Annotated in this window: 17 protein-coding genes; 9 read left to right on the top strand and 8 right to left on the bottom strand. The window is 68.9% G+C overall.

Features of this window, described 5'->3' with window-relative positions; genetic code table 11:
* Positions 1 to 49: 49 nt before the first annotated feature.
* Positions 50 to 2,023 (top strand): dynamin family protein, encoded by a 1,974-nt coding sequence (locus GPA22_RS07565; protein WP_169255479.1) that lies wholly within the window; start codon positions 50 to 52, stop codon positions 2,021 to 2,023.
* 94 nt (positions 2,024 to 2,117) lie between these two features.
* Here GPA22_RS07565 and GPA22_RS07560 read toward each other — a convergent pair whose 3' ends face one another.
* The 5 genes from GPA22_RS07560 to GPA22_RS07540 are packed head-to-tail and all read right to left on the bottom strand — an operon-like array spanning position 2,118 to position 6,192.
* Positions 2,118 to 2,372 carry a YfhL family 4Fe-4S dicluster ferredoxin gene (locus GPA22_RS07560; RefSeq protein ID WP_169255478.1) on the bottom strand — a complete coding sequence of 85 codons (255 nt, stop codon included), beginning with the start codon at positions 2,370 to 2,372 and terminating at the stop codon, positions 2,118 to 2,120.
* Between the two features lie 17 nt (positions 2,373 to 2,389).
* Positions 2,390 to 2,878 carry a pantetheine-phosphate adenylyltransferase gene (coaD, locus tag GPA22_RS07555; RefSeq protein ID WP_169255477.1) on the bottom strand — a complete coding sequence of 163 codons (489 nt, stop codon included), beginning with the start codon at positions 2,876 to 2,878 and terminating at the stop codon, positions 2,390 to 2,392.
* Positions 2,875 to 3,414: a 16S rRNA (guanine(966)-N(2))-methyltransferase RsmD gene (gene rsmD / locus GPA22_RS07550; RefSeq protein ID WP_169255476.1), complete on the bottom strand. Its 540-nt coding sequence runs from the start codon at positions 3,412 to 3,414 to the stop codon at positions 2,875 to 2,877. The genes coaD and rsmD overlap by 4 nt, the downstream gene beginning before the upstream one ends.
* Positions 3,411 to 4,814, bottom strand: coding sequence for a M16 family metallopeptidase (locus GPA22_RS07545; protein WP_211168991.1), 1,404 nt, complete (start codon positions 4,812 to 4,814; stop codon positions 3,411 to 3,413). The genes rsmD and GPA22_RS07545 overlap by 4 nt, the downstream gene beginning before the upstream one ends.
* 1 nt (position 4,815) lies before the next feature.
* Complete coding sequence (locus GPA22_RS07540; RefSeq protein ID WP_169255521.1) at positions 4,816 to 6,192, bottom strand: M16 family metallopeptidase; 1,377 nt, start codon at positions 6,190 to 6,192, stop codon at positions 4,816 to 4,818.
* Positions 6,193 to 6,333: 141 nt separating this feature from the next.
* Here GPA22_RS07540 and ftsY point away from each other — a divergent pair, with 141 nt between their 5' ends.
* The 4 genes from ftsY to GPA22_RS07520 all read left to right on the top strand — a co-directional run bounded on the left by ftsY (position 6,334) and on the right by GPA22_RS07520 (position 10,335).
* Positions 6,334 to 7,407, top strand: a complete 1,074-nt coding sequence (gene ftsY, locus GPA22_RS07535; RefSeq protein ID WP_169255520.1) for a signal recognition particle-docking protein FtsY — start codon at positions 6,334 to 6,336, stop codon at positions 7,405 to 7,407.
* On the top strand, positions 7,404 to 8,066 hold the full coding sequence (locus tag GPA22_RS07530; protein ID WP_169255475.1) for a cell division ATP-binding protein FtsE: 663 nt from the start codon (positions 7,404 to 7,406) through the stop codon (positions 8,064 to 8,066). Before ftsY ends, GPA22_RS07530 begins: the two co-directional genes overlap by 4 nt.
* Positions 8,067 to 8,139: 73 nt before the next feature.
* Complete coding sequence (gene ftsX, locus GPA22_RS07525; protein ID WP_169255474.1) at positions 8,140 to 9,042, top strand: permease-like cell division protein FtsX; 903 nt, start codon at positions 8,140 to 8,142, stop codon at positions 9,040 to 9,042.
* 162 nt (positions 9,043 to 9,204) lie between these two features.
* Positions 9,205 to 10,335, top strand: coding sequence for a radical SAM/SPASM domain-containing protein (locus tag GPA22_RS07520; protein ID WP_169255473.1), 1,131 nt, complete (start codon positions 9,205 to 9,207; stop codon positions 10,333 to 10,335).
* 3 nt (positions 10,336 to 10,338) lie between these two features.
* On the opposite strand, the gene GPA22_RS07515 is transcribed toward GPA22_RS07520, so the two are convergent.
* Positions 10,339 to 12,054 (bottom strand): PAS domain S-box protein, encoded by a 1,716-nt coding sequence (locus GPA22_RS07515; protein WP_169255472.1) that lies wholly within the window; start codon positions 12,052 to 12,054, stop codon positions 10,339 to 10,341.
* 223 nt (positions 12,055 to 12,277) lie between these two features.
* Here GPA22_RS07515 and GPA22_RS07510 point away from each other — a divergent pair, with 223 nt between their 5' ends.
* Complete coding sequence (locus GPA22_RS07510) at positions 12,278 to 12,949, top strand: hypothetical protein (protein ID WP_246264162.1); 672 nt, start codon at positions 12,278 to 12,280, stop codon at positions 12,947 to 12,949.
* Between the two features lie 67 nt (positions 12,950 to 13,016).
* Positions 13,017 to 14,024 (top strand): nucleoid-associated protein, encoded by a 1,008-nt coding sequence (locus GPA22_RS07505; RefSeq protein ID WP_169255471.1) that lies wholly within the window; start codon positions 13,017 to 13,019, stop codon positions 14,022 to 14,024.
* A gap of 16 nt (positions 14,025 to 14,040) precedes the next feature.
* Here the strand turns inward: GPA22_RS07505 and GPA22_RS07500 are convergent, their stop codons facing one another.
* Together GPA22_RS07500 and GPA22_RS07495 are read right to left on the bottom strand one after the other, a co-directional pair.
* Complete coding sequence (locus GPA22_RS07500; protein ID WP_169255470.1) at positions 14,041 to 14,532, bottom strand: acyl-CoA thioesterase; 492 nt, start codon at positions 14,530 to 14,532, stop codon at positions 14,041 to 14,043.
* Between the two features lie 171 nt (positions 14,533 to 14,703).
* Entirely contained in the window at positions 14,704 to 15,189 is a 486-nt protein-coding gene (locus GPA22_RS07495) for a bacteriohemerythrin (protein WP_169255469.1), read from the bottom strand.
* Between the two features lie 239 nt (positions 15,190 to 15,428).
* On the opposite strand from GPA22_RS07495, the gene GPA22_RS07490 reads away from it, so the two are divergent.
* Together GPA22_RS07490 and GPA22_RS07485 are read left to right on the top strand one after the other, a co-directional pair.
* Positions 15,429 to 16,475 (top strand): type I glyceraldehyde-3-phosphate dehydrogenase, encoded by a 1,047-nt coding sequence (locus GPA22_RS07490; RefSeq protein WP_246264160.1) that lies wholly within the window; start codon positions 15,429 to 15,431, stop codon positions 16,473 to 16,475.
* A gap of 95 nt (positions 16,476 to 16,570) precedes the next feature.
* Positions 16,571 to 18,250 (top strand): SulP family inorganic anion transporter, encoded by a 1,680-nt coding sequence (locus GPA22_RS07485; RefSeq protein WP_211168990.1) that lies wholly within the window; start codon positions 16,571 to 16,573, stop codon positions 18,248 to 18,250.
* Positions 18,251 to 18,254 lie beyond the last annotated feature (4 nt).

Genomic DNA, 18,254 nt, shown 5'->3' with positions numbered 1-18,254 from the left:
AAAAACCTGTGCGCGACGGCTCCCCCGGGCCCGCGCGAGCGAGACCTTCATGACCCTCGTGGATCAATTTTCCGCCTACAGCCGGTGGCGTGCCGATGCCGCTTCCGCCGTGGGACGCCTGCGGCAGTGGCTGTCGCGCAACGAGCTCGGCGATGTGCAGGGCGACCTGCGGCTGCAGTACGTGCTGGATCGCTTGCGCGATGACAAGCTCACGGTCGCTTTCGTCGCGGAGTTTTCGCGCGGCAAGTCGGAGCTGATCAACGCGATCTTCTTCTCGGGGCACGGCGACCGCGTGCTGCCGTCGAGCGCGGGGCGCACGACGATGTGTCCGACCGAGCTGCAATGGACGGCCGGCGCGCGCGCCGAGATCCGCATGCTGCCGATCCGTACGCGTGCGACGCACGCGAGCGTGAGCGAGCTCAAGCAGTTCCCGGAGGAGTGGATGGTGCTGCGGCTCGACGCGGAGTCGCTCACGGACCTGCAGCAGGCCTTCGCGCGCGTCGGCGAGACCGAGCGGGTCACGACCGAGATGGCGTCGCGCCTCGGGTTCGACATCGACGAGAACGGCGAGAAGGGGCTCAAGCCGGGCGCCGATGGCCTGGTGGAGATCCCGAGCTGGCGCCACGCGGTGATCCAGTTTCCGCATCCGCTGCTCGAGCAGGGGCTGGTCGTGCTCGACACGCCGGGCCTCAACGCGATCGGCGCGGAGCCGGAGCTGACGCTGTCGCTGCTGCCCAACGCCCACGCGGTGCTCTTCGTGCTGGCGGCCGACACCGGCGTCACGCAGAGCGACATGGCGGTGTGGCGCGAATACGTGCAGGGCGGGCAGAGCCGGCGCAAGGGCCGTCTCGTCGTGCTCAACAAGATCGACGGGCTGTGGGACGGGCTGCGCGACGCGCCGCAGATCGACGCGGAGATCGCGCGCCAGGTGCGGTCGGTCGCGGAAACGCTGGAGGTTCCCGAGGCGACGGTGTTCCCGGTGTCGGCGCAGAAGGGGCTGGTGGGCCGCATTTCCGGGGATGCGGCGCTTGTCGAGCGCAGCCGCCTCGGCGAGCTGGAGCGCGCGCTGGCCCAGGACCTGCTGCCCACCAAGCAGGAGATCGTGCGCGACAGCACGCTCACCGAGGTCGACGATCTGGCCCGGCAGACGGCCACGCTGCTGGGGGCGCGGCTGTCGGGGCTGCGCGAGCAGCTGCAGGAGCTGACGGACCTGCGCGGCAAGAACCAGAGCGTCATCGAGTACATGATGCGCAAGATCCGCAGCGAGAAGGCCGAGTTCGAGCAGGGGCTGCAGAAGTATTACGCGGTGCGCAGCGTGTTCTCGACGCTGACGAACAATCTGCTCGCGCACCTCGGCATGGATACGCTGCGCAACGAGACGCGGCGCACGCGCGAAGCGATGATGGAGTCGACCTTCACGAAGGGCCTGCGTCAGGCGATGGAGAGCTTCTTCGCCTCGCTGCGCGGCAATCTGGCGCGCTCGTCCGACGAGATCGCCGAGATCACGCGCATGCTCGACAGCATGTACAAGCGCTTCAGTGTCGAGCACGGGCTGAAGCTCGCCGCGCCCGAGTCCTTTTCGACATTGCGCTACGAGCGCGAGCTCGACCGCCTGGAGTCCGCCTTCAACCGCCAGATCAATTCCGCGCTGGCGCTGGTGACGACCGAGAAGCACGCGCTCACGCAGAAGTTCTTCGAGACCGTGGCGGTCGAGGCGCGGCGGACCTTCGAGGTCGCCAACCGTGACGTCGAGCAGTGGCTGCGCGCGGTGATGTCGCCGCTGGAGACGCAGGTGCGCGAGTATCAGCTGCAGCTGAAGCGCCGCCTGGAAAGCGTCAAGCGCATCCACCAGGCGACCGACACGCTGGAGGAACGCGTCGCGGAGCTGGAGCAGGCCGAGGCGGCGATGCTCCGTCAGCTGGCCGAATTGAAGGACATCACCGAAGGCATCCGTTCGGTGCTGGGGGGGGCGGCCGAAGCGGCAGGCGCACCCGCCGCCGTGCCCGAGGGGTGCGCCGCCTGAGCGGCTGCGCGGCGCACCGCTTGCCGGCGTGAACGAAAAAAGCGGACCCTTGCGGTCCGCTTTTTCGTGAACCCTCCGGCGCCGGCCGGGGGGGTCAGGCCTTCGCGGCGGTCAGGCGCTTGAACTTCTCCATCAGCTGATCCTTGGTCTCGACGACGTCCGGGTTCAGCGGGATACAGTCGACCGGGCACACCTGTTGGCACTGCGGTTCGTCGAAGTGGCCGACGCACTCGGTGCACTTGTTCGGGTCGATCTGGTAGATCTCGTCACCCTGGGAGATCGCGCCATTGGGACATTCCGGCTCGCACACATCGCAATTGATGCATTCGTCCGTAATCATCAGTGCCATCTTTCAATTCCTCGTTTTCACTTCACAGAAACTTTCTGCAGCAGCCGCTGGTAGACCGCGGGCTGCACGAACTTGCTCACATCGCCACCGAGACGGGCGATTTCGCGCACCATCGTGGCCGAGATGAACATATACTCCTCCGCCGGCGTCAGGAACACTGTTTCGACGTCGGGAAAGAGCTTCCGGTTCATTCCGGCCATCTGGAATTCGTACTCGAAGTCCGACACGGCCCGCAGGCCGCGCAGGATCAGGCGCGCGTTCTGGGCGCGCAGGAAATCCATCAGCAGGCCGTCGAAGCCGACGACGTCCACGTTGCCGAACGGCGCGACCACTTCACGCGCGATCTCGACGCGCTCGGCCAGCGTGAAGATCGGGCCCTTGCCGCGGCTCTCGGCGACGGCGACGACCACCCTGTTGAACAGCAGCGACGCACGCCGCACGAGATCCTCGTGCCCGCGCGTGAACGGGTCGAAGGTCCCCGGATAGATCGCCACCCCTTCCTTCATTCCTGCCTCCCATGCAGAAGATGAAAATGCACCTGGCCGGCGCGGCCTGCCTTGACCGTGCTCAATCCTGCCAGTTCTGCCACTGCTGTTTCAGATTCGGCGTAAATCCAGCCGTCCGGCTTCAGTACCCGGCCGAGCCAGGGCTCCAGCCGCTCGACCCAGCCCTTGTTGTAGGGCGGGTCGAGGAACACCACGTCGAACCTGTCGGAGGTGGTTCGCGCGAATTCTAGCGCATCGCCGCGGACGAGCTCTACCTGCGATGCCGGCAGGCTCTCCGCGGCCCGGCGCAGCGCGGCGAAGGCGCGGGCGTCCGACTCGACGATCACGACGCGCTCCGCGCCGCGCGAGGCCGCTTCGAAGCCGATGATGCCGGAGCCGCCGAAGAGGTCGAGGCAGCTCAGGCCGTCGAGATCCTGCCCGAGCCAGTTGAAGAGCGTCTCGCGCACGCGGTCGGGCGTCGGGCGCAGGCCGGGGACGTTGGCGACTTCGATCAGGCGCGAGCGCCACGCGCCGCCGACGATGCGGACCCGGCTCAATTCCCGCGGCCCGCCTTCTTCGCGCCGCCACCGTTGACCGCCGTGTCGCCGTCGCCGCCGGCGACCACGGTGACGAGGTTGGCGGGCTTCACGCGGCGTGCAAAGGCGTCACGCACGGATTCGACCGTGACCGCGGCGACCTTCTTCGGGTAGGTCTCGAGCCAGTCGAGCGGCAGCTGGTAGAACGCGATCATGCCGACGTAGTCGAGGATCTTGCGGTTGGAGTCGAGGCGCAGGCCGAATCCGTTGACGAGGTTGTCGCGCGCGGCCTTCAGTTCGGTGGGGGTCGGCCCCCTGGCGATGAAGTCCTCCAGCACGTCGGTGCTCACCTTCAACGCGTCGTCGGCCTGGCTGCCGCGCGTCTGCAGGCCGATCTCGAACGGGCCGGCGACGCGCAGCGGAAGGAAGTAGCTCGACACGCTGTAGGCGAAGCCGCGCTTCTCGCGCACTTCCTTCATCAGGCGCGACACGAAGCCGCCGCCGCCGAGCACGTAGTTGCCGACGAGCAGCGGGAAGTAGTCCGGGTCGTCGCGGCTCATGCCGGGCATGCCGATGAGGATGTGGGCCTGCGCCGACGGGTGGGCGATGTGCTCGGTGCCGCGCGCGGGCAGTTGCGGCGCGGGAATCGGCGCCGGCGGGGCGCCCGCCGGCAGGCCCTCGGTGAGCTGGCGCGCGATCGCGTCGGCCTCGTCGCGGCTCACGTCGCCGACGATGGTCACGGCCGCGCTGCCGGCCGTGTAGTGCGTGCGGTGGAAGGCCTGCAGCTGTTCGCGCGTGATCGACTGCAGCGACTCGACGGTGGTCGAGCGGCCGTAGGGGTGGCTGCCGTAGATCATCGCCATGAAGCGCCGCGACGCGAGGGTGTCGGGCTGGGTGAGGGATTCCTTCAGGCCGGCGATGGCGCGGGCGCGCTCGCGTTCGAGCACGTCGGCGGGGAAGGTCGGCTTCGCGAGCAGGCGGGCGGCCAGCGCGATCGCGGCGTCGCGCTCGGTCGCGCTCGACAGGGTGCGCACCGACAGCGTCGCCATGTCGGTATCCGCGCCGCCGCCGATGCGTGCGCCGGTATCGGCGATGCGTTCGGCGATCTGCTGTTCGTCGAGGCCTTCGGTGCCGGCGTCGAGCAGGCCGCGCGTGAGGCCGGCGATGCCGCTGCCGCCTTCGGGCTCGTAGGCGCTGCCGGCGGGGAAGGAGATCTGGATGTCGACCAGCGGCAGGGCGTGGCTCTCGACGAAATACACGCGCGCGCCGGTCGCGGCGTCCCAGTGCTTGATGTCGGGGCCGACCGCTGCGGCCGGGAGGCTCGCGAGCGGAATCATCACGGCGGCGAGGGCGAGCAGGGCCCGGAAGGGGCGGCAGTCGGGGCGGAGGCGGCGCAACGCGGTCATGGGCTTCGTCTGCATGTCAGTGCCTCGCTCCCGGGGTAGCTGCGCGCGGCTTCGCGTCGGCGGGCAGCGGCAGCGGATCGAGGCGGGCGCGGGTGAGGGTGTTGTCGGTGAAGTACTTGCGGGCGACGGCCTGCACGTCCTCGGCGGTGACCTTGCGGATGCCTTCGAGGAGCTTGTCGTCGTCGCGCCAGGACAGGCCGGTGGATTCGAGGAAGCCGATCTCCATCGCCTGCCCCATCAGCGAGTCGCGCTTGTACACCTGACCGGCGACGGTCTGCGTCTTGACCCGGCGCAGTTCGTCCTCGGCGACGCCTTCCTTCTGGATGCGTTCGATCTCGGCGCGCAGTGCGGCCTCGACGTCGGCGACCGTCTTGCCGGCGGCCGGGGCGCCGTCGAGGATGAAGAGCTGCGGACCGCGGCCGGTGCCGTCGTAGCCGGCGCCGGCCGACACGGCGACCTTGGTCTCGCGCACGAGGCGGCGCGGCAGGCGGGCGCCGTCGTAGCCGTCGAGGATCGCCGCGAGCACCTTCAGGGCGTGCACGTCGCGGTCGTTGTCGGGGTCGTGCAGCGTCGGCGCGCGCCACGCGAGCGCGATGTAGGGCAGCTCCGCCGGCGCCTTGACGACGGTTTCGCGCGGCCCGAGCTGTTCGGGTTCCGGGGTGATGCGCCGCGGCGGCAGCGCGTGCGACTTGATCGGGCCGTAGTACTTGCGCGCCATCTCGAACACGGCCTTGTGATCGACGTCGCCGACGACGACCAGGCGCGCGTTGCCCGGCGTGTACCAGGTCCGGTGCCACTTGCGCGCGTCTTCCGAGGTCATCGTGTCGAGGTCGGTCATCCAGCCGATGACCGGGCGGCCGTAGGGGTTGGCCTGGAAGGCGGTCGCCATGAGCTGCTCGCTGACCAGCGAGCGCGGCTGGTCGTCGGTGCGCAGGCGGCGCTCTTCCTTCACGACCGCGAGTTCCGGCTTGAAGTTGGCGTCGGTGATCTTCAGGTTACTCATGCGGTCGGCTTCGAGCTGCATCACGTCGGCGAGGCGCGCGGACGGGATCTGCTGGAAGTAGGCCGTGTAGTCCTGCGACGTGAAGGCGTTGTCGCGGCCGCCGATCGCGGCGACGCGCTTGTTGAATTCGCCCGGGCCGACCTTGTCGGTGCCCTTGAACATCATGTGCTCGAGCAGGTGGGCGATGCCGGACACGCCCGCGGGCTCGTCCATCGAGCCGACGCCGTACCACACCATGTGGACGACGGACGGGGCGCGGCGGTCTTCCTTGACGATGATCTTCATGCCGTTCGCAAGCGTGGTCTCGAACGGATTGGCATGCAGCGGGCCGGCCGCGACGGTGAGTGCGGCGGCGAGTAGTGCGGCGCGTGGAAAGGTCTGGCGAAACATGGACATGTCCTGCATCTGGTAGAATTCTCGGCTCACGTCGCCCGCGATCCGGGCATCCGAATCGACGCGAAGCCGCATCTTAGCGTTATTGGCAGTTCGGCGTCCGCCGAAGTTAGAACCTCACCAGAGACCCGAGTGAGCATGTTTGGTTTCCTGAAGAAGTCCCCCAAGCCCGAGCCGGCGGCGCAGCCGCAGGCCGAGGCCGTGCCGTCCGCGACGCCGGACGTGCCCGCAGCAACCCCCGCGCCGACCCCCGCACCCGCCGCCGAGCCGGCGGTGAAGCGCTCCTGGACCGAGCGCCTGAAGGCGGGCCTGTCGCGCACGCGGCAGCAGATCGGCGGCGGGCTGGCGAGCCTGTTCGGCCGGCGCAAGATCGACGAGGACCTGCTCGAGGAGTTGGAGGCGACGCTGCTGATGGCCGATTGCGGCGTCGAGGCGACGCAGCACCTGCTGGACGCGCTGCGCAAGCGCTGGAAGCGTGACAAGCTCGAGACCGCCGACCAGCTGCAGAGCGCGCTCGCGGAAGAGTTGCTGGCGGTGCTGCAGCCGCTCGAGCAGCCGCTCGACGTGTCCGGGCATGCGCCCTACATCATCATGATCGCGGGCGTGAATGGCTCCGGCAAGACGACCTCGATCGGCAAGCTGGCGAAGTATTTCCAGTCGCAGGGCAAGAGCGTGCTGCTGGCGGCCGGCGACACCTTCCGTGCGGCGGCGCGCGAGCAGCTGATGACCTGGGGCGAGCGCAACAACGTCACGGTGATCGCGCAGGAAGGCGGCGACGCCGCGGCGGTGATCTTCGATGCGATCAATGCGGCCAAGGCGCGCGGCATCGACGTCGTGCTCGCGGACACCGCGGGGCGCCTGCCGACGCAGCTGCACCTGATGGAAGAGATTGCCAAGGTGCGCCGCGTGATCGCGAAGGCCGAGCCGTCCGGGCCGCACGAGGTGCTGCTGGTGCTGGACGCGAACATCGGCCAGAACGCGCTCACGCAGGTGAAGGCTTTCGATGCGTCGATCGGCGTCACGGGGCTGGTCGTCACGAAGCTCGACGGCACCGCGAAGGGCGGCGTCGTCGCGGCGATCGCGCGCCAGTATCCGCGTCCGCTGCGCTTCATCGGCGTCGGCGAGGGCATCGACGACCTGCAGCCCTTCAACGCGCGCGAGTTCGTCGAGGCGCTGTTCGAACCCGTCGCAGGAGCCGGCGGCGCGGCATGATCGTCTTCAACGAGGTCGTCAAGCGTTACCCCGGCGGCTACACGGCGCTGGCGGGCGTCAGCTTCGAGATCCGCCACGGCGAGCTGGCGGTGCTGTCGGGCCACTCGGGGGCGGGCAAGAGCACGCTGCTGAAGCTGATCGCCGCGATCGAGCGGCCGACGTCGGGCAGCGTGAGCATCAACGGGCAGGACGTCCCGGCGCTGCGCCCGCGTGCGATTCCCTACCTGCGGCGCAACCTCGGCCTCGTGCTGCAGGAGCACCGCCTGCTGTACGACCGCAGCGTGTACGACAACGTGATGCTGCCGCTGGTGATCGCCGGGCATCCGGCGCGCGATGCGGTGAAGCGCGTCGCGGCGGCGCTCGAGCGCGTCGGGCTGGCGGGGCGCGAGCGCGAGATGCCGGCGGGCCTGTCGGGCGGCGAGCAGCAGCGCGTCGCGATCGCACGCGCGATCGTGAATCGCCCGACCATCCTGATCGCCGACGAGCCGACCGCGCACCTCGACACCGCCTACGCGAACGAGATCGCGAACCTCTTCAAGTCCTTCAACGCCGCGGGAGTCACCGTGCTGGTGTCGACGCACGACGAGCGCCTGTTCGCGCAGCACAGCCCGCGCCGCCTGGTGCTGAGCAAGGGGCTGCTGCAGGGGGTGGGCGCATGAGCGCTTCGCCGGGCCGCCCCAAGGAGCGCTCAGTCCCGCTTGGCGGGACCGCGCTTAGCGCGAGGGTGCACAGATGAGTAACTGGTTCTATCTGCACGGCCGCGCCTTCGCGCAGGCGCTGCGCCGTCTCGCCTCGCAGCCGCTCGGCACGCTGCTGTCCGCGCTGGTCGTGGGCATCGCGCTGTCGCTGCCGGCCGCGGGCTACCTGCTCATCGACAACGTTGCCTCGCTCGCGCGCGGCGTGTCGGGGACGCCGGAGATCAGCGTGTTCATGATGCAGGACGCGTCCGCCGAGGACATCGCCGCGGCCGAAAGGCGCTTGCGGGGGGATGTGCAGCTCGCGGGCTACCGCCACGTCACCAAGGACGAGGCCTTGCACCAGCTCGAAAAGAGCGGGTTGGGCGACGTGCTCGGCGGCCTCGCGGCCAATCCGCTGCCGGATGCCTTCATCGTCACGCCGCGCGGCGAGGATCCCGCGCTGTACGACAGCCTGCATGCGCGTTTCGCCGCCTGGCCGGGCGTCGCCCACGTGCAGCTCGACTCCGCGTGGGTGAAGCGCCTGCATGCGCTGCTGGGGCTGGGCCGTTCGGCGGTGCTGCTGCTCGCGGGCCTGCTGGGTTTCGCGCTGGTGATCGTCACCTTCAACACGATCCGCCTGCAGATCCTCACACAGCGCCACGAGATCGACGTGAGCCGGCTGCTGGGCGCGACCGATCCCTTCATCCGCCGTCCGTTCTACTGGTTCGGCAGCCTGCAGGGGCTGCTCGGCGGTTGCGTGGCGCTCGCGACCGTGTGGGCGACCGTGCAGGCGCTGGGCCGTCCGGTCGCGAGTCTCGCGGAAACCTACGGCGCGGTGTTCGCGCTGAGCGGCCCGGGCTTGCCCGAGAGCGCGGCGATCCTCGGCTTCGCGGCCTTCCTCGGCTGGCTCGGCAGCGCGATCTCGGTGCGCCGGCACCTGGCTGAACGTCTGCGCTGAACTGCTGGCGGGTGTCCGGGGGCCGCGTGCCGGGGCCTGCCTCCCGGCGGGCAGGCGCTCGCGGCCTTCGGCTTCCCGCGCCGCGACGGCCCCTCAGGGCTGCGGTCCCCGCTATAATCCCCGGCCCCAATGTTGGGGGTAAATCTTTCATCGGACTCGCCCATGAATGCGCCGGAACTGCGTTCGCCCATCGTCGGCAATCGCGTCGAACTGAACATCTTCACGACGCTGACCTGCAACCTGAAGTGCTCGTACTGCTCGATCGCGGTCGGCGATGTCGTCGGCTCGCAGGGCAAGGCCGAGTATTCGCTCGATACGCTGGATGCCTTCGTCGCGACGCACCTCGCCGACAAGGAGATCTACGTGACCTTCTACGGCGGCGAGCCGACGCTCAACATCCCCTTCATCGTCGGGCTGATGGAGCGCCACCCGACCTGGCGCTTCCAGTTGCAGACCAACGGCACGCTGCTGCACCGCCTGCCCGACGCGGTGCTGGCGAAGCTGTCGAACGTGCTGGTGTCGGTCGACGGCGCCGAGCACACGACCGACCACTACCGCGGGCGCGGCGTGTATCGCAAGGTCACGTCCAACATCGAGAAGATCCGCTCCAGGCTCGGCGGCAAGCTGACGGCGCGCGTAACCTGGGGGCACGAGGACATCAGCTTCGAGGAGCTCGACAGCCTGCTGCCGACCTTCGACTACGTGTACTGGCAGTTCGCGCAGGCGCACGGTTTCTATCGTCCCGAACACATGCGCCGCAAGAAGGAGGCGCTGGTGCAGCTGATCGACAAGTTCTTCGCCGTCGACGGCCTGTATCCGTTCATCCCGCTGATGGGCACGGTGCGCAACAAGGTGCTGCCGTCGCGGGCGCGCGAAACCTGCAGCGGGCAGACGCAGTGCCGCTCGTCCACGCACATCCTCAACATCCTGCCGGACGGGCGCATCTTCCCGTGCCCCGACCTCACCCATCTGCCCGAGCTGCAGAGCGGCGACCTGAACGCCAACTGGCTCAAGCCGAGCCCGCTGCAGCCCGCTCCGGAAATGCCCTGCGAGGGCTGCGAGGCCTTGTCGTTCTGCCGCCGCAACTGCATGAAGAACCTGTACGTCGGCTACGTGCTGGACGATGCGCCCTACCGCGAGCGGGTGGTCGAGCCGATCTGCGAGCTGGTGAAGTTCATGGGGGCGGAGATCGACCGGCGCGACCCGCACGCGTGGTACGCGCGGGCGTCCTTGCCGGTGCGGCGCGAGATTTCGGACTGCGAGATCTACGAGTACGTCGAGGTGATGCCCTGAGGCCTAGACCGGCGGCCTGTCGAGCACTTCGCGCACGATCTGCGCGAGATCCTCGATCGCGTAGGGCTTGCTGATCATGCGGAACTCGCCGGGGATCGCCTCGTGTTCCTGAAGCGCGTTGCCGGTGTAGCCGGATGTGTACAGCAGCTTCAGGTCCGGTCGCAGCTGCCGCGCGCGGCGGGCGATCTCGGGGCCGTTCATGCCGCCGGGCAGGACGACGTCGGTGAATAGCAGGTCGATGCCGGGATCCTGGGCAAGGAGCGCGAGCGCCGTCCTGCCTTCGGCGGCCTGCAGGATGCGGTAGCCCAGCGCGTCGAGCACGCGGCACACGAGTTCGCGCACGTTGTCCTCGTCCTCGACGACGAGGATGGTTTCGCTGCCGGTCGCCTCGGGGCGCGGCGAGCGCGGGGCGTCGCAAGGGCGTGCGCCCGCCGGGCGGGCGATGACCGGCAGGAAGAGCTTGATCGTGGTGCCGGTCCCCGGTTCGCTGTAGATCTTCACGTGGCCGCCCGACTGGTTCACGAAGCCATGCACCATCGCCAGGCCGAGGCCGCTGCCCTTGCCGGTTTCCTTGGTCGTGAAGAAGGGGTCGAAGGCGCGCCGGACCACGTCCGCCGTCATCCCGCAGCCGGTATCCGACACGGCGAGCATGACGTAGGCGCCGGGTTTGACGTCGCCCTCCAGAGTGGCGTAGTGCTCGTCCAGGCTCACGGCGTCGGTCTCGATGGTCAGGGTGCCGCCCGCGGGCATCGCGTCGCGCGCGTTGACCGCGAGGTTGAGCAGCGCCGCTTCGAGCTGGGGCACGTCCGCGAGGGCCGGCGGCAGATCCGTGATGGCATGGACCTTGATGTTGATGTGTGCGCCGAGGCTGCGCTGCAGCAGGCTGACCATGCCCGCGATCAGGTCGTTGAGATTCAGCGGGACCGGGGCGAGGCGCTGCTTGCGCGAGAAGGCGAGGAGTCGGCGATTGAGCTCGGCGCCCCGCCAGGCAGCGTCCAGCGCGCCCTTGACGAGCTCGGTCGCCCCGGCGTCGTCCCGCAGGCGGCGCGCCAGCAGCTGCAGGTTGCCCATCACGACCGTCAGCAGGTTGTTGAAGTCGTGGGCGATGCCGCCGGTGAGCTGTCCGACCGCTTCCATTTTCTGCGCCTGGTGCAAGGCCCGCTCGGCGGCGGCACGGTCCTGCATTTCCGACTTGAGGGCGCGATTGGCCTCTTCCAGTTCCGCGGTGCGTTCCTGCACGCGCAGTTCCAACTCGTCGTGGGCCTTGCGCAGGGCGTCCTGTGCCGCCCGGCGGTCGGTGATGTCGCGGATCGCGGCCGAAACCAGCACGCTGTCCCCCGCGCCCAGGGGGCTCAGGCTGATCTCGACCGGCACCTGCGAGCCGTCCTTCCTCTGGCCGGCGAGATCCAGGGCGGAACCCATCGGCCGCAGGGCGGGCGTGCCGATGTAGCGGTCGCGCTTGCCGACATGGCCGTTCCGGAGCTGCTGCGGGACCAGCAGCTCGATCGGCTGGCCGATGAGCTCCTCGCGCGCGTAGCCGAACAGCCGCTCCGTCTGCGCGTTCACGAGGATGATGCGGCCGCCATGATCGACGACGACGATCGCATCGGGGGCCGCTTCGATGAGCTGGCGCGCGTGCTCCTCCATCGCCCGGCTGCGGGCGAGTTCTTCCTCGAGGCGGGCAATTTCCGCTGCGTGCGACGTGCCGGATCCTTCCATCGGGCGCCCCTCTGCGGCTGTACGGGACTGCGGGCGCTTCGCGCCGGCACCCCTGCACCGTCGTCGATATTCGGGGGTTACCTGCTGTTGATCGAGTGTCGCGCCGATCGGTTCCCCGGTCCGCGTGCCGCGCTGACGGGCGTGCTCGCCGAGGCCGCCGCGTCGCGAGAGGAGCGTCGTGCGCGGGCGTGCGACTGGTCAGGGCCGCCCGCGTGTCCTATCAATGAATCTCGGCCTGCCCGTGTGCGGGTGGTGGCTGTGGCAAGGGAGGGGGCGGATTCACGAGGTGGGCGGCCGGCCGGCCCCTGCCACGGGAGCGTGGATCGAGCTGGGGGCATCGATCATGTTCGACAAGGAGCGATTCATCCATGACTGTACGCAAGCCGTGGCCGCAGGGCCCGCGGCGGTGCGCGAACTGGTGGCCGAGGCAGTGTCGGACGGCGCGGCGGTCATGCGCGCACTCGGCGAACCGGTGCACGCGGGCATCAATGCGCTGCACCGTTCGCCGGATCTCACGATCATCAACTTCGTGTGGGCGCCGTGCATGAGCCTGATGCCGCACGACCACCACATGTTCTCGGTGGTCGGGATCTATGCGGGGCGGGAGGACAACATCTTCTGGCGCCGGAAGGAGGGCGGCATCGAGGCGGTCGGCGCGACCTCGCTGGGGGCGGGGGATGTCACCGCGCTCGAGCGTGACGCGATTCATTCGGTGCTCAACCCGATCGGCAGGATGACCTGCGCGATCCACGTGTATGGCGGCGACTTCTTCGCCCCGCCGCAGCAGCGCAGCCTGTGGGACCACGAAACGCTGGCCGAAGCGCCCTGGGAGGTGGGGAAGGTGAAGGCGCTCTTCGAGCAGGCGGAGGCCCGTTTCAACGCCTGGCAGCCGTGACGCGAAGGCGGACCCGGGCGGGCCGCGGCGTGCGAGAATCGCGCCCCCGTCCGCACGAGTCGCCGCCATGAGCCAGGTCCAGCACACCGTCACCCATCTTGTCGTCCACAAGCTCCACCGCTCGGGCGAAAGCCCGGCGAGCGCGGAACTGCGCGAGGCCGCCTGTCGCGTCGATGACGCCGCCGTACGCATGGTCGAGCGCCTGTGCAGCCACTACGCCGACCGCAGCAGCAAGGGCTACGGGCGCTTCGAGGAGGACGAGGCGGAGTTCCCGCTGCCGCGCCTCGTGCGCGAGCACGTCGTCGACAAGAGCCTCGACTTCGCCGCGCTGTCGCACCGGATGATGGACGTGCTGCGTCTGTGCGCGGACGCGGAGGGCGCCGAGGTCTCGGGTCATGCCGTGATCGCACGCATCGTCGAGGGCGCGACCGATTGCCTGTGGATCGCGGTGGTCGGCGAGGCGGTCGGCAGCGCCGTCACCGGCGCGCTCGACATCGTCGATTGTATGCACCTCGATTTTGCCGCGCTGCCCGCGGCCGGGCGCATCGACCTCACCGGCTGGCAGCGCGGCGACGAACGCTACATCAGCTTCCTCAAGGGGCGCGGCGACGTCGCGCCGTGGTTCAAGCGCTTCCTCGGTTGCAGCGACGTCGTGATCGCGCTGAAGGAAACGAAGAAGCTCGTGCAGCGCCTGTCGGACTTCGCCGAGACGCAGCGCCTGGAGCCGCCCGCGCGCGATGCGATGCTCGAACGCGCGCACGGCTACCTCGACGAACTGGGCGAGGCGGGCGCGCCGCTCGCGCTCGACGAGATCGCGCGCAAGGTGTGGCCCGAGCAGCCGGAACGCCTCGATGCGGCCCTCACGGCGGGCGAGGCGCCGCTCGCCGGCGGCTTCGTCCCGGACCGCCGCGCGATCCGCCCGCTGGTCCGCTTCCGCGCCGCCGGCGAGCAGTGGAAGCTCGAGTTCGACCGCGCGAGCCTGCATTCGGGCGCCGTGCACTACGACCGCGCGAGCGACACGCTGGTGCTGTCGGGCCTGCCGGACTACCTGAAGCGCATGCTGCAGGAGGAATGAGCCGCGGGTCCGGCGTTCAGCTCGCGTCGTCCGAGCCGTGCGTCTCCGCGAAGCGGCGCTCGAGTTCGAGCCGCAGCGCCTTGCGCGCCTCGGCGGCGGCGAAGCGCTGCTTTTCCTTCGGGCTGAAGGGGCGCAGCGTCGGTACCGCGACCGGCTTGCCGTCGTCGTCGACGGCGACCATCGTGAAGAAGCAGCTGTTCGCGTGCCGCACTTCCTGCGTGCGGATGTTTTCCGCCAGCACCTTGATGCCGATTTCCATCGACGACTTGCCGGTGTAATTCACGCTGGCGAGAAAGGTCACCAGCTCGCCGACCATGATCGGCTGGCGGAACATCACCTGATCGACCGACAGCGTGACGACATAGCGGGCAGCATAGCGGCTCGCGCAGGCGTACGCGACCTGATCGAGCAGCCTGAGCACGGCGCCGCCGTGCACCTTGCCGGAGAAGTTCGCCATGTCCGGCGTCATCAGCACCGTCATCGTGAGTTGGTGTGCGGGAAGATCCATCGGAGCTCTCGTTGCGGGGATTGGTGAAGGTGCCCTGTCGGCAGGGTCTGTTGCCCGGTTCCGGGCTGTGGGAATTCTGATGGCTTCTGCCGCACGGGGCAAATCATGGCCCCTGCCCGCCGCCGCGTGCGGGGGCAAGGTCCGCAGCGAATCAGGCGCGCAGCGCCCGGATCACCAGAACTTCCACCACCATTTCTTCTTCTTCATCGTCGTCTTCACTTCCTCGGACCATTCCGAATAGCCCTGCAGATTGGTGTTGCGCGCGAAATGGTTGCCGAAGCGCTTGTCGCTTTCGTTGATGTGCTTCGTGAGCCAGACCTGCAGGAAGTGCAGCAGCTCGAAGCTGATCGAGGCCTGGCCGTTGTCGAGCTTGTCCTGAAGGGCCTGCACCTGCGAGATCAGGTCCTCGTGCTGCTGCTTGTGCAGTTCGAAGCCGGGGTAGTGGGAGACGCGCATCAGGCTCTCTTCGAGCAGGAAGTGCGTGCGCGTGTATTCGGCCAGCTGGTCGAGGATCTCGCGACAGACCTGGCTGCCCTTGTGGTCGCGGATCGCGGCATGGAGCTGGTTGAGCAGGTCGACCAGGGTGCGGTGCTGCTCGTCGATTTCCTGAATGCCGACGTTGAAGCTGTCGGACCATTCGAACAGGACTACGCTCATGGATGTTCTCCCGAGGGCTTTGGAATTGTCTTGCGGCACCGGCGATTCGCCGCGACGTGCCATGCAGGTAGCGGATTTCGGTCGCGGCGATTATGCGCTGCGGAAGAGGGGCTTGTCATTCCGCATGCCCACGACATCGGTGCGCGGCGCCTGCCGCCCGGGGCCCGGCACGCGAAAGTCCGTTGGGCGCGACGCGACGCCCCTTCTCCGGCTATGCTTCGGTCTGAACGTCCCGACGCATGGTCCACCTTCCCCGCATGACTTTCCGCATCGCCATCAACGGTTACGGCCGCATCGGCCGCTGTTTCCTCCGCGCCCTGCACGAATCGCCGCTGCGCCAGTCGCTTTCGATCGTCGCCATCAACGAGCCGGCAGACCTCGAGAGCATGGCCTACCTCACCCGCTTCGACTCGACCCACGGCGGCTTTCCGGGCACGGTCGGCATTCGCGACGGCTGCCTGCATGTCGATGACCAGAACATCGCGGTGACCCATGCGGCGACGCCGGACGGCGTGGATTGGCGGGCCTTCGGACCGGACCTGCTCGTCGAGGCCTCGGGGCGCTACCGTTTCCGCCATGAGCTCGAAGCCTTCCTCGCCGCCGGCTGTCCGCGCCTGCTGCTGTCGCATCCCGGCCACAGTGCCGCGGACGTCGATCGCACCGTCGTGTTCGGCATGAACCACGAGGCGCTCGACGGCAGCGAACGCATCGTGTCGGCCGCCTCCTGCACGACCAACGCCGTCGTGCCCATCCTCGCGCTCCTCGAGCAGGCTTTCGGCATCGAGCACGCGCTGACGACGACGCTGCATTCGGTGATGAACGACCAGCCGGTGATCGACGGCTACCACGCGACCGACCTGCGCATGACCCGCTCGGCGATGCAGTCGATGATCCCGGTGCAGACGGGGCTGGCGAAAGGCGTCGTCCGCCTGCTGCCGGAGCTGGAAGGGAGGATCGCGGCGAAGGCGATCCGCGTGCCGGTGCCCAACGTGTCGGCGATCGACCTGACGGTGACGCTCCGGCGCAATGCCACGGTCGAAACGATCAACCGCCTGCTGCGGCGTGTCGCCGAGGAAGACCGCCACGGCGTGCTCGCGTACTCGGACGGTCCGCATGCGTCGGTGGATTTCAACCACAACGGCTTCTCGGCGATCGTCGACGGCAGCCAGACGCGTGCGAGCGGCGAACGCCTCGTGAACCTGCTGCTGTGGTTCGACAACGAATGGGCCTTCTCGCGCCGCATGCTGGATGTCGCGGCGTTCTGGGCGAAGCGGCTGGGGCGCTGAGCGCCATCGCACGGAGCGCCCGAATGTCGCCCCCGGCGCAAACCGTGTCCCCGGTTCCGCCCGCAGCAGACGGTGTCTGGTGGCGCGGGGTCTCCATGGCGACGCTGCGCGCCGACCTGCTCGCGGGGCTGCTCGGTGCGCTGCTGGTGCTGCCGCAGGGGGTGGCCTTCGCCCGCCTCGCGGGGATGCCGCCGGTGTACGGGATCTACTCCGCGATCGTGCCGTGTGTCGTCGCGGCGCTCTTCGGTTCGAGCCGCCACGTCGTGTCCGGGCCGACGAACGCGAACTCGCTCGCACTGTTCGCGATGCTGTCGCCGCTCGCCCTGCCGGGGAGCCCCGACTACATCCGCCTCGTCCTCACCGCGACCCTGATGGTCGGTGTGATCCAGTTTCTCGTCGCGCGCTTCCGTCTCGGCGCGCTGGCGAACTTCATCGCCCCCTCGGTGCTGATCGGCTTCATGTCGGGCGCGGCCTGCCTGATCGCCTACCACGCGGCGCTCGACCTGTGGCATCTGGTCCTGCGCGACGGCGGGACGCCGTGGGGGGCTCATTGGGGTGAACTCGCGGTCGCGCTGACCACCGTCACGACCACCGCCGTCGTCGCGCGCCTGCGGCCGCGCTGGCCGGCGATGCTGGCGGGGCTTGCCGCGGGCTACGCGCTGGCCGCGGTGTGGCAGCGGCACTCCGGCGAATCCTTCGTGCACCTGCAGGCGATCGCCTCGGTGCTGCCACCGTTCAGCCTGCCCGACTTCTCGCCGGCGACGCTCGCGCAGCTCTCGGGCATCGCGCTGTCGCTCACGATCGTCGCGCTCGGGCAATCGGTGTCGATTGCCAAGGCGGTGGCGGAGCGCTCGGGCCAGACCATCGACGTGAACCGCGAATTCCTCGGGCAGGGCCTCTCCAACATCGCCGGCAGCTTCTTCTCGTCCTACCTTTCCTGCGGCTCGCTCAATCGTTCGATGCCGAACTACGAGGCCGGCGCGCGCACGCCGCTTGCGGCGGTGTTTTCGAGCGTCCTGCTGCTGCTGGTGCTGGTGGGCGCGAGCGCCGATCTTCTCGCCGGCATCCCGATGGCGGCGATCGCCGCGCTGCTGCTGTACGTCGCCTGGACGCTGATCAACATCCCGAAGATCCGCGAGACCGTGCGCTTCAGCCGCCAGGAGGCGGTGTGCCTGGGCGCGACCTGGATGGCCACGCTGCTCATCCCGATCGAGTTCGCGGTGCTGATCGGCGTCGGCCTGTCGCTGGTGTTCTACCTGTACCAGACCTCGCGCCCGGTGATGCGCGTGCTCGTGCCGCACGGCCCGGCACGCCACTTCACCCCCATCGAGGACATCGCCGATCCGGTCGGCGAGTGCCCGCAGTTGAAGCTCGTGCGCATGGAAGGCGACGTGTATTTCGGCGCCGCGCAGTACGTCGGCGACATGCTGACGCACTACCGCGAGCGCTTCCCCGGCCAGAAGCACCTGCTGGTGATGGCCAAGAGCATGAACTTCGTCGACCTCGCCGGCGCGCGGCTGTGGTCGCAGGAATTCCGCCTGCGGCAGGAAGCGGGCGGGTCGCTGCAGTTCCACCGGCCGCGGGCGCGGGTCGTGAATGCCTGGCGGCGCAGCGGCCTCTACGAGCAGCTGGACCGCAAGCACATCTTCGACAGCAAGTCGGATGCGCTCGCGGCCGTCGTGCCGACCCTGGACCCGGCCATGTGCGCCCGCTGCACTAGGCGCATCTTCCTCGAATGCGCCGCGATGCCCGCGCCGCCGTCCGGAAAGGCGTGAGGCC

The sequence above is a fragment of the Aromatoleum toluvorans genome, from assembly GCF_012910905.1.
Lineage (GTDB): Bacteria > Pseudomonadota > Gammaproteobacteria > Burkholderiales > Rhodocyclaceae > Aromatoleum > Aromatoleum toluvorans.
Note: the sequence above shows the minus strand (reverse complement) of the source record. Positions and strands in the feature narration are given on the sequence as shown.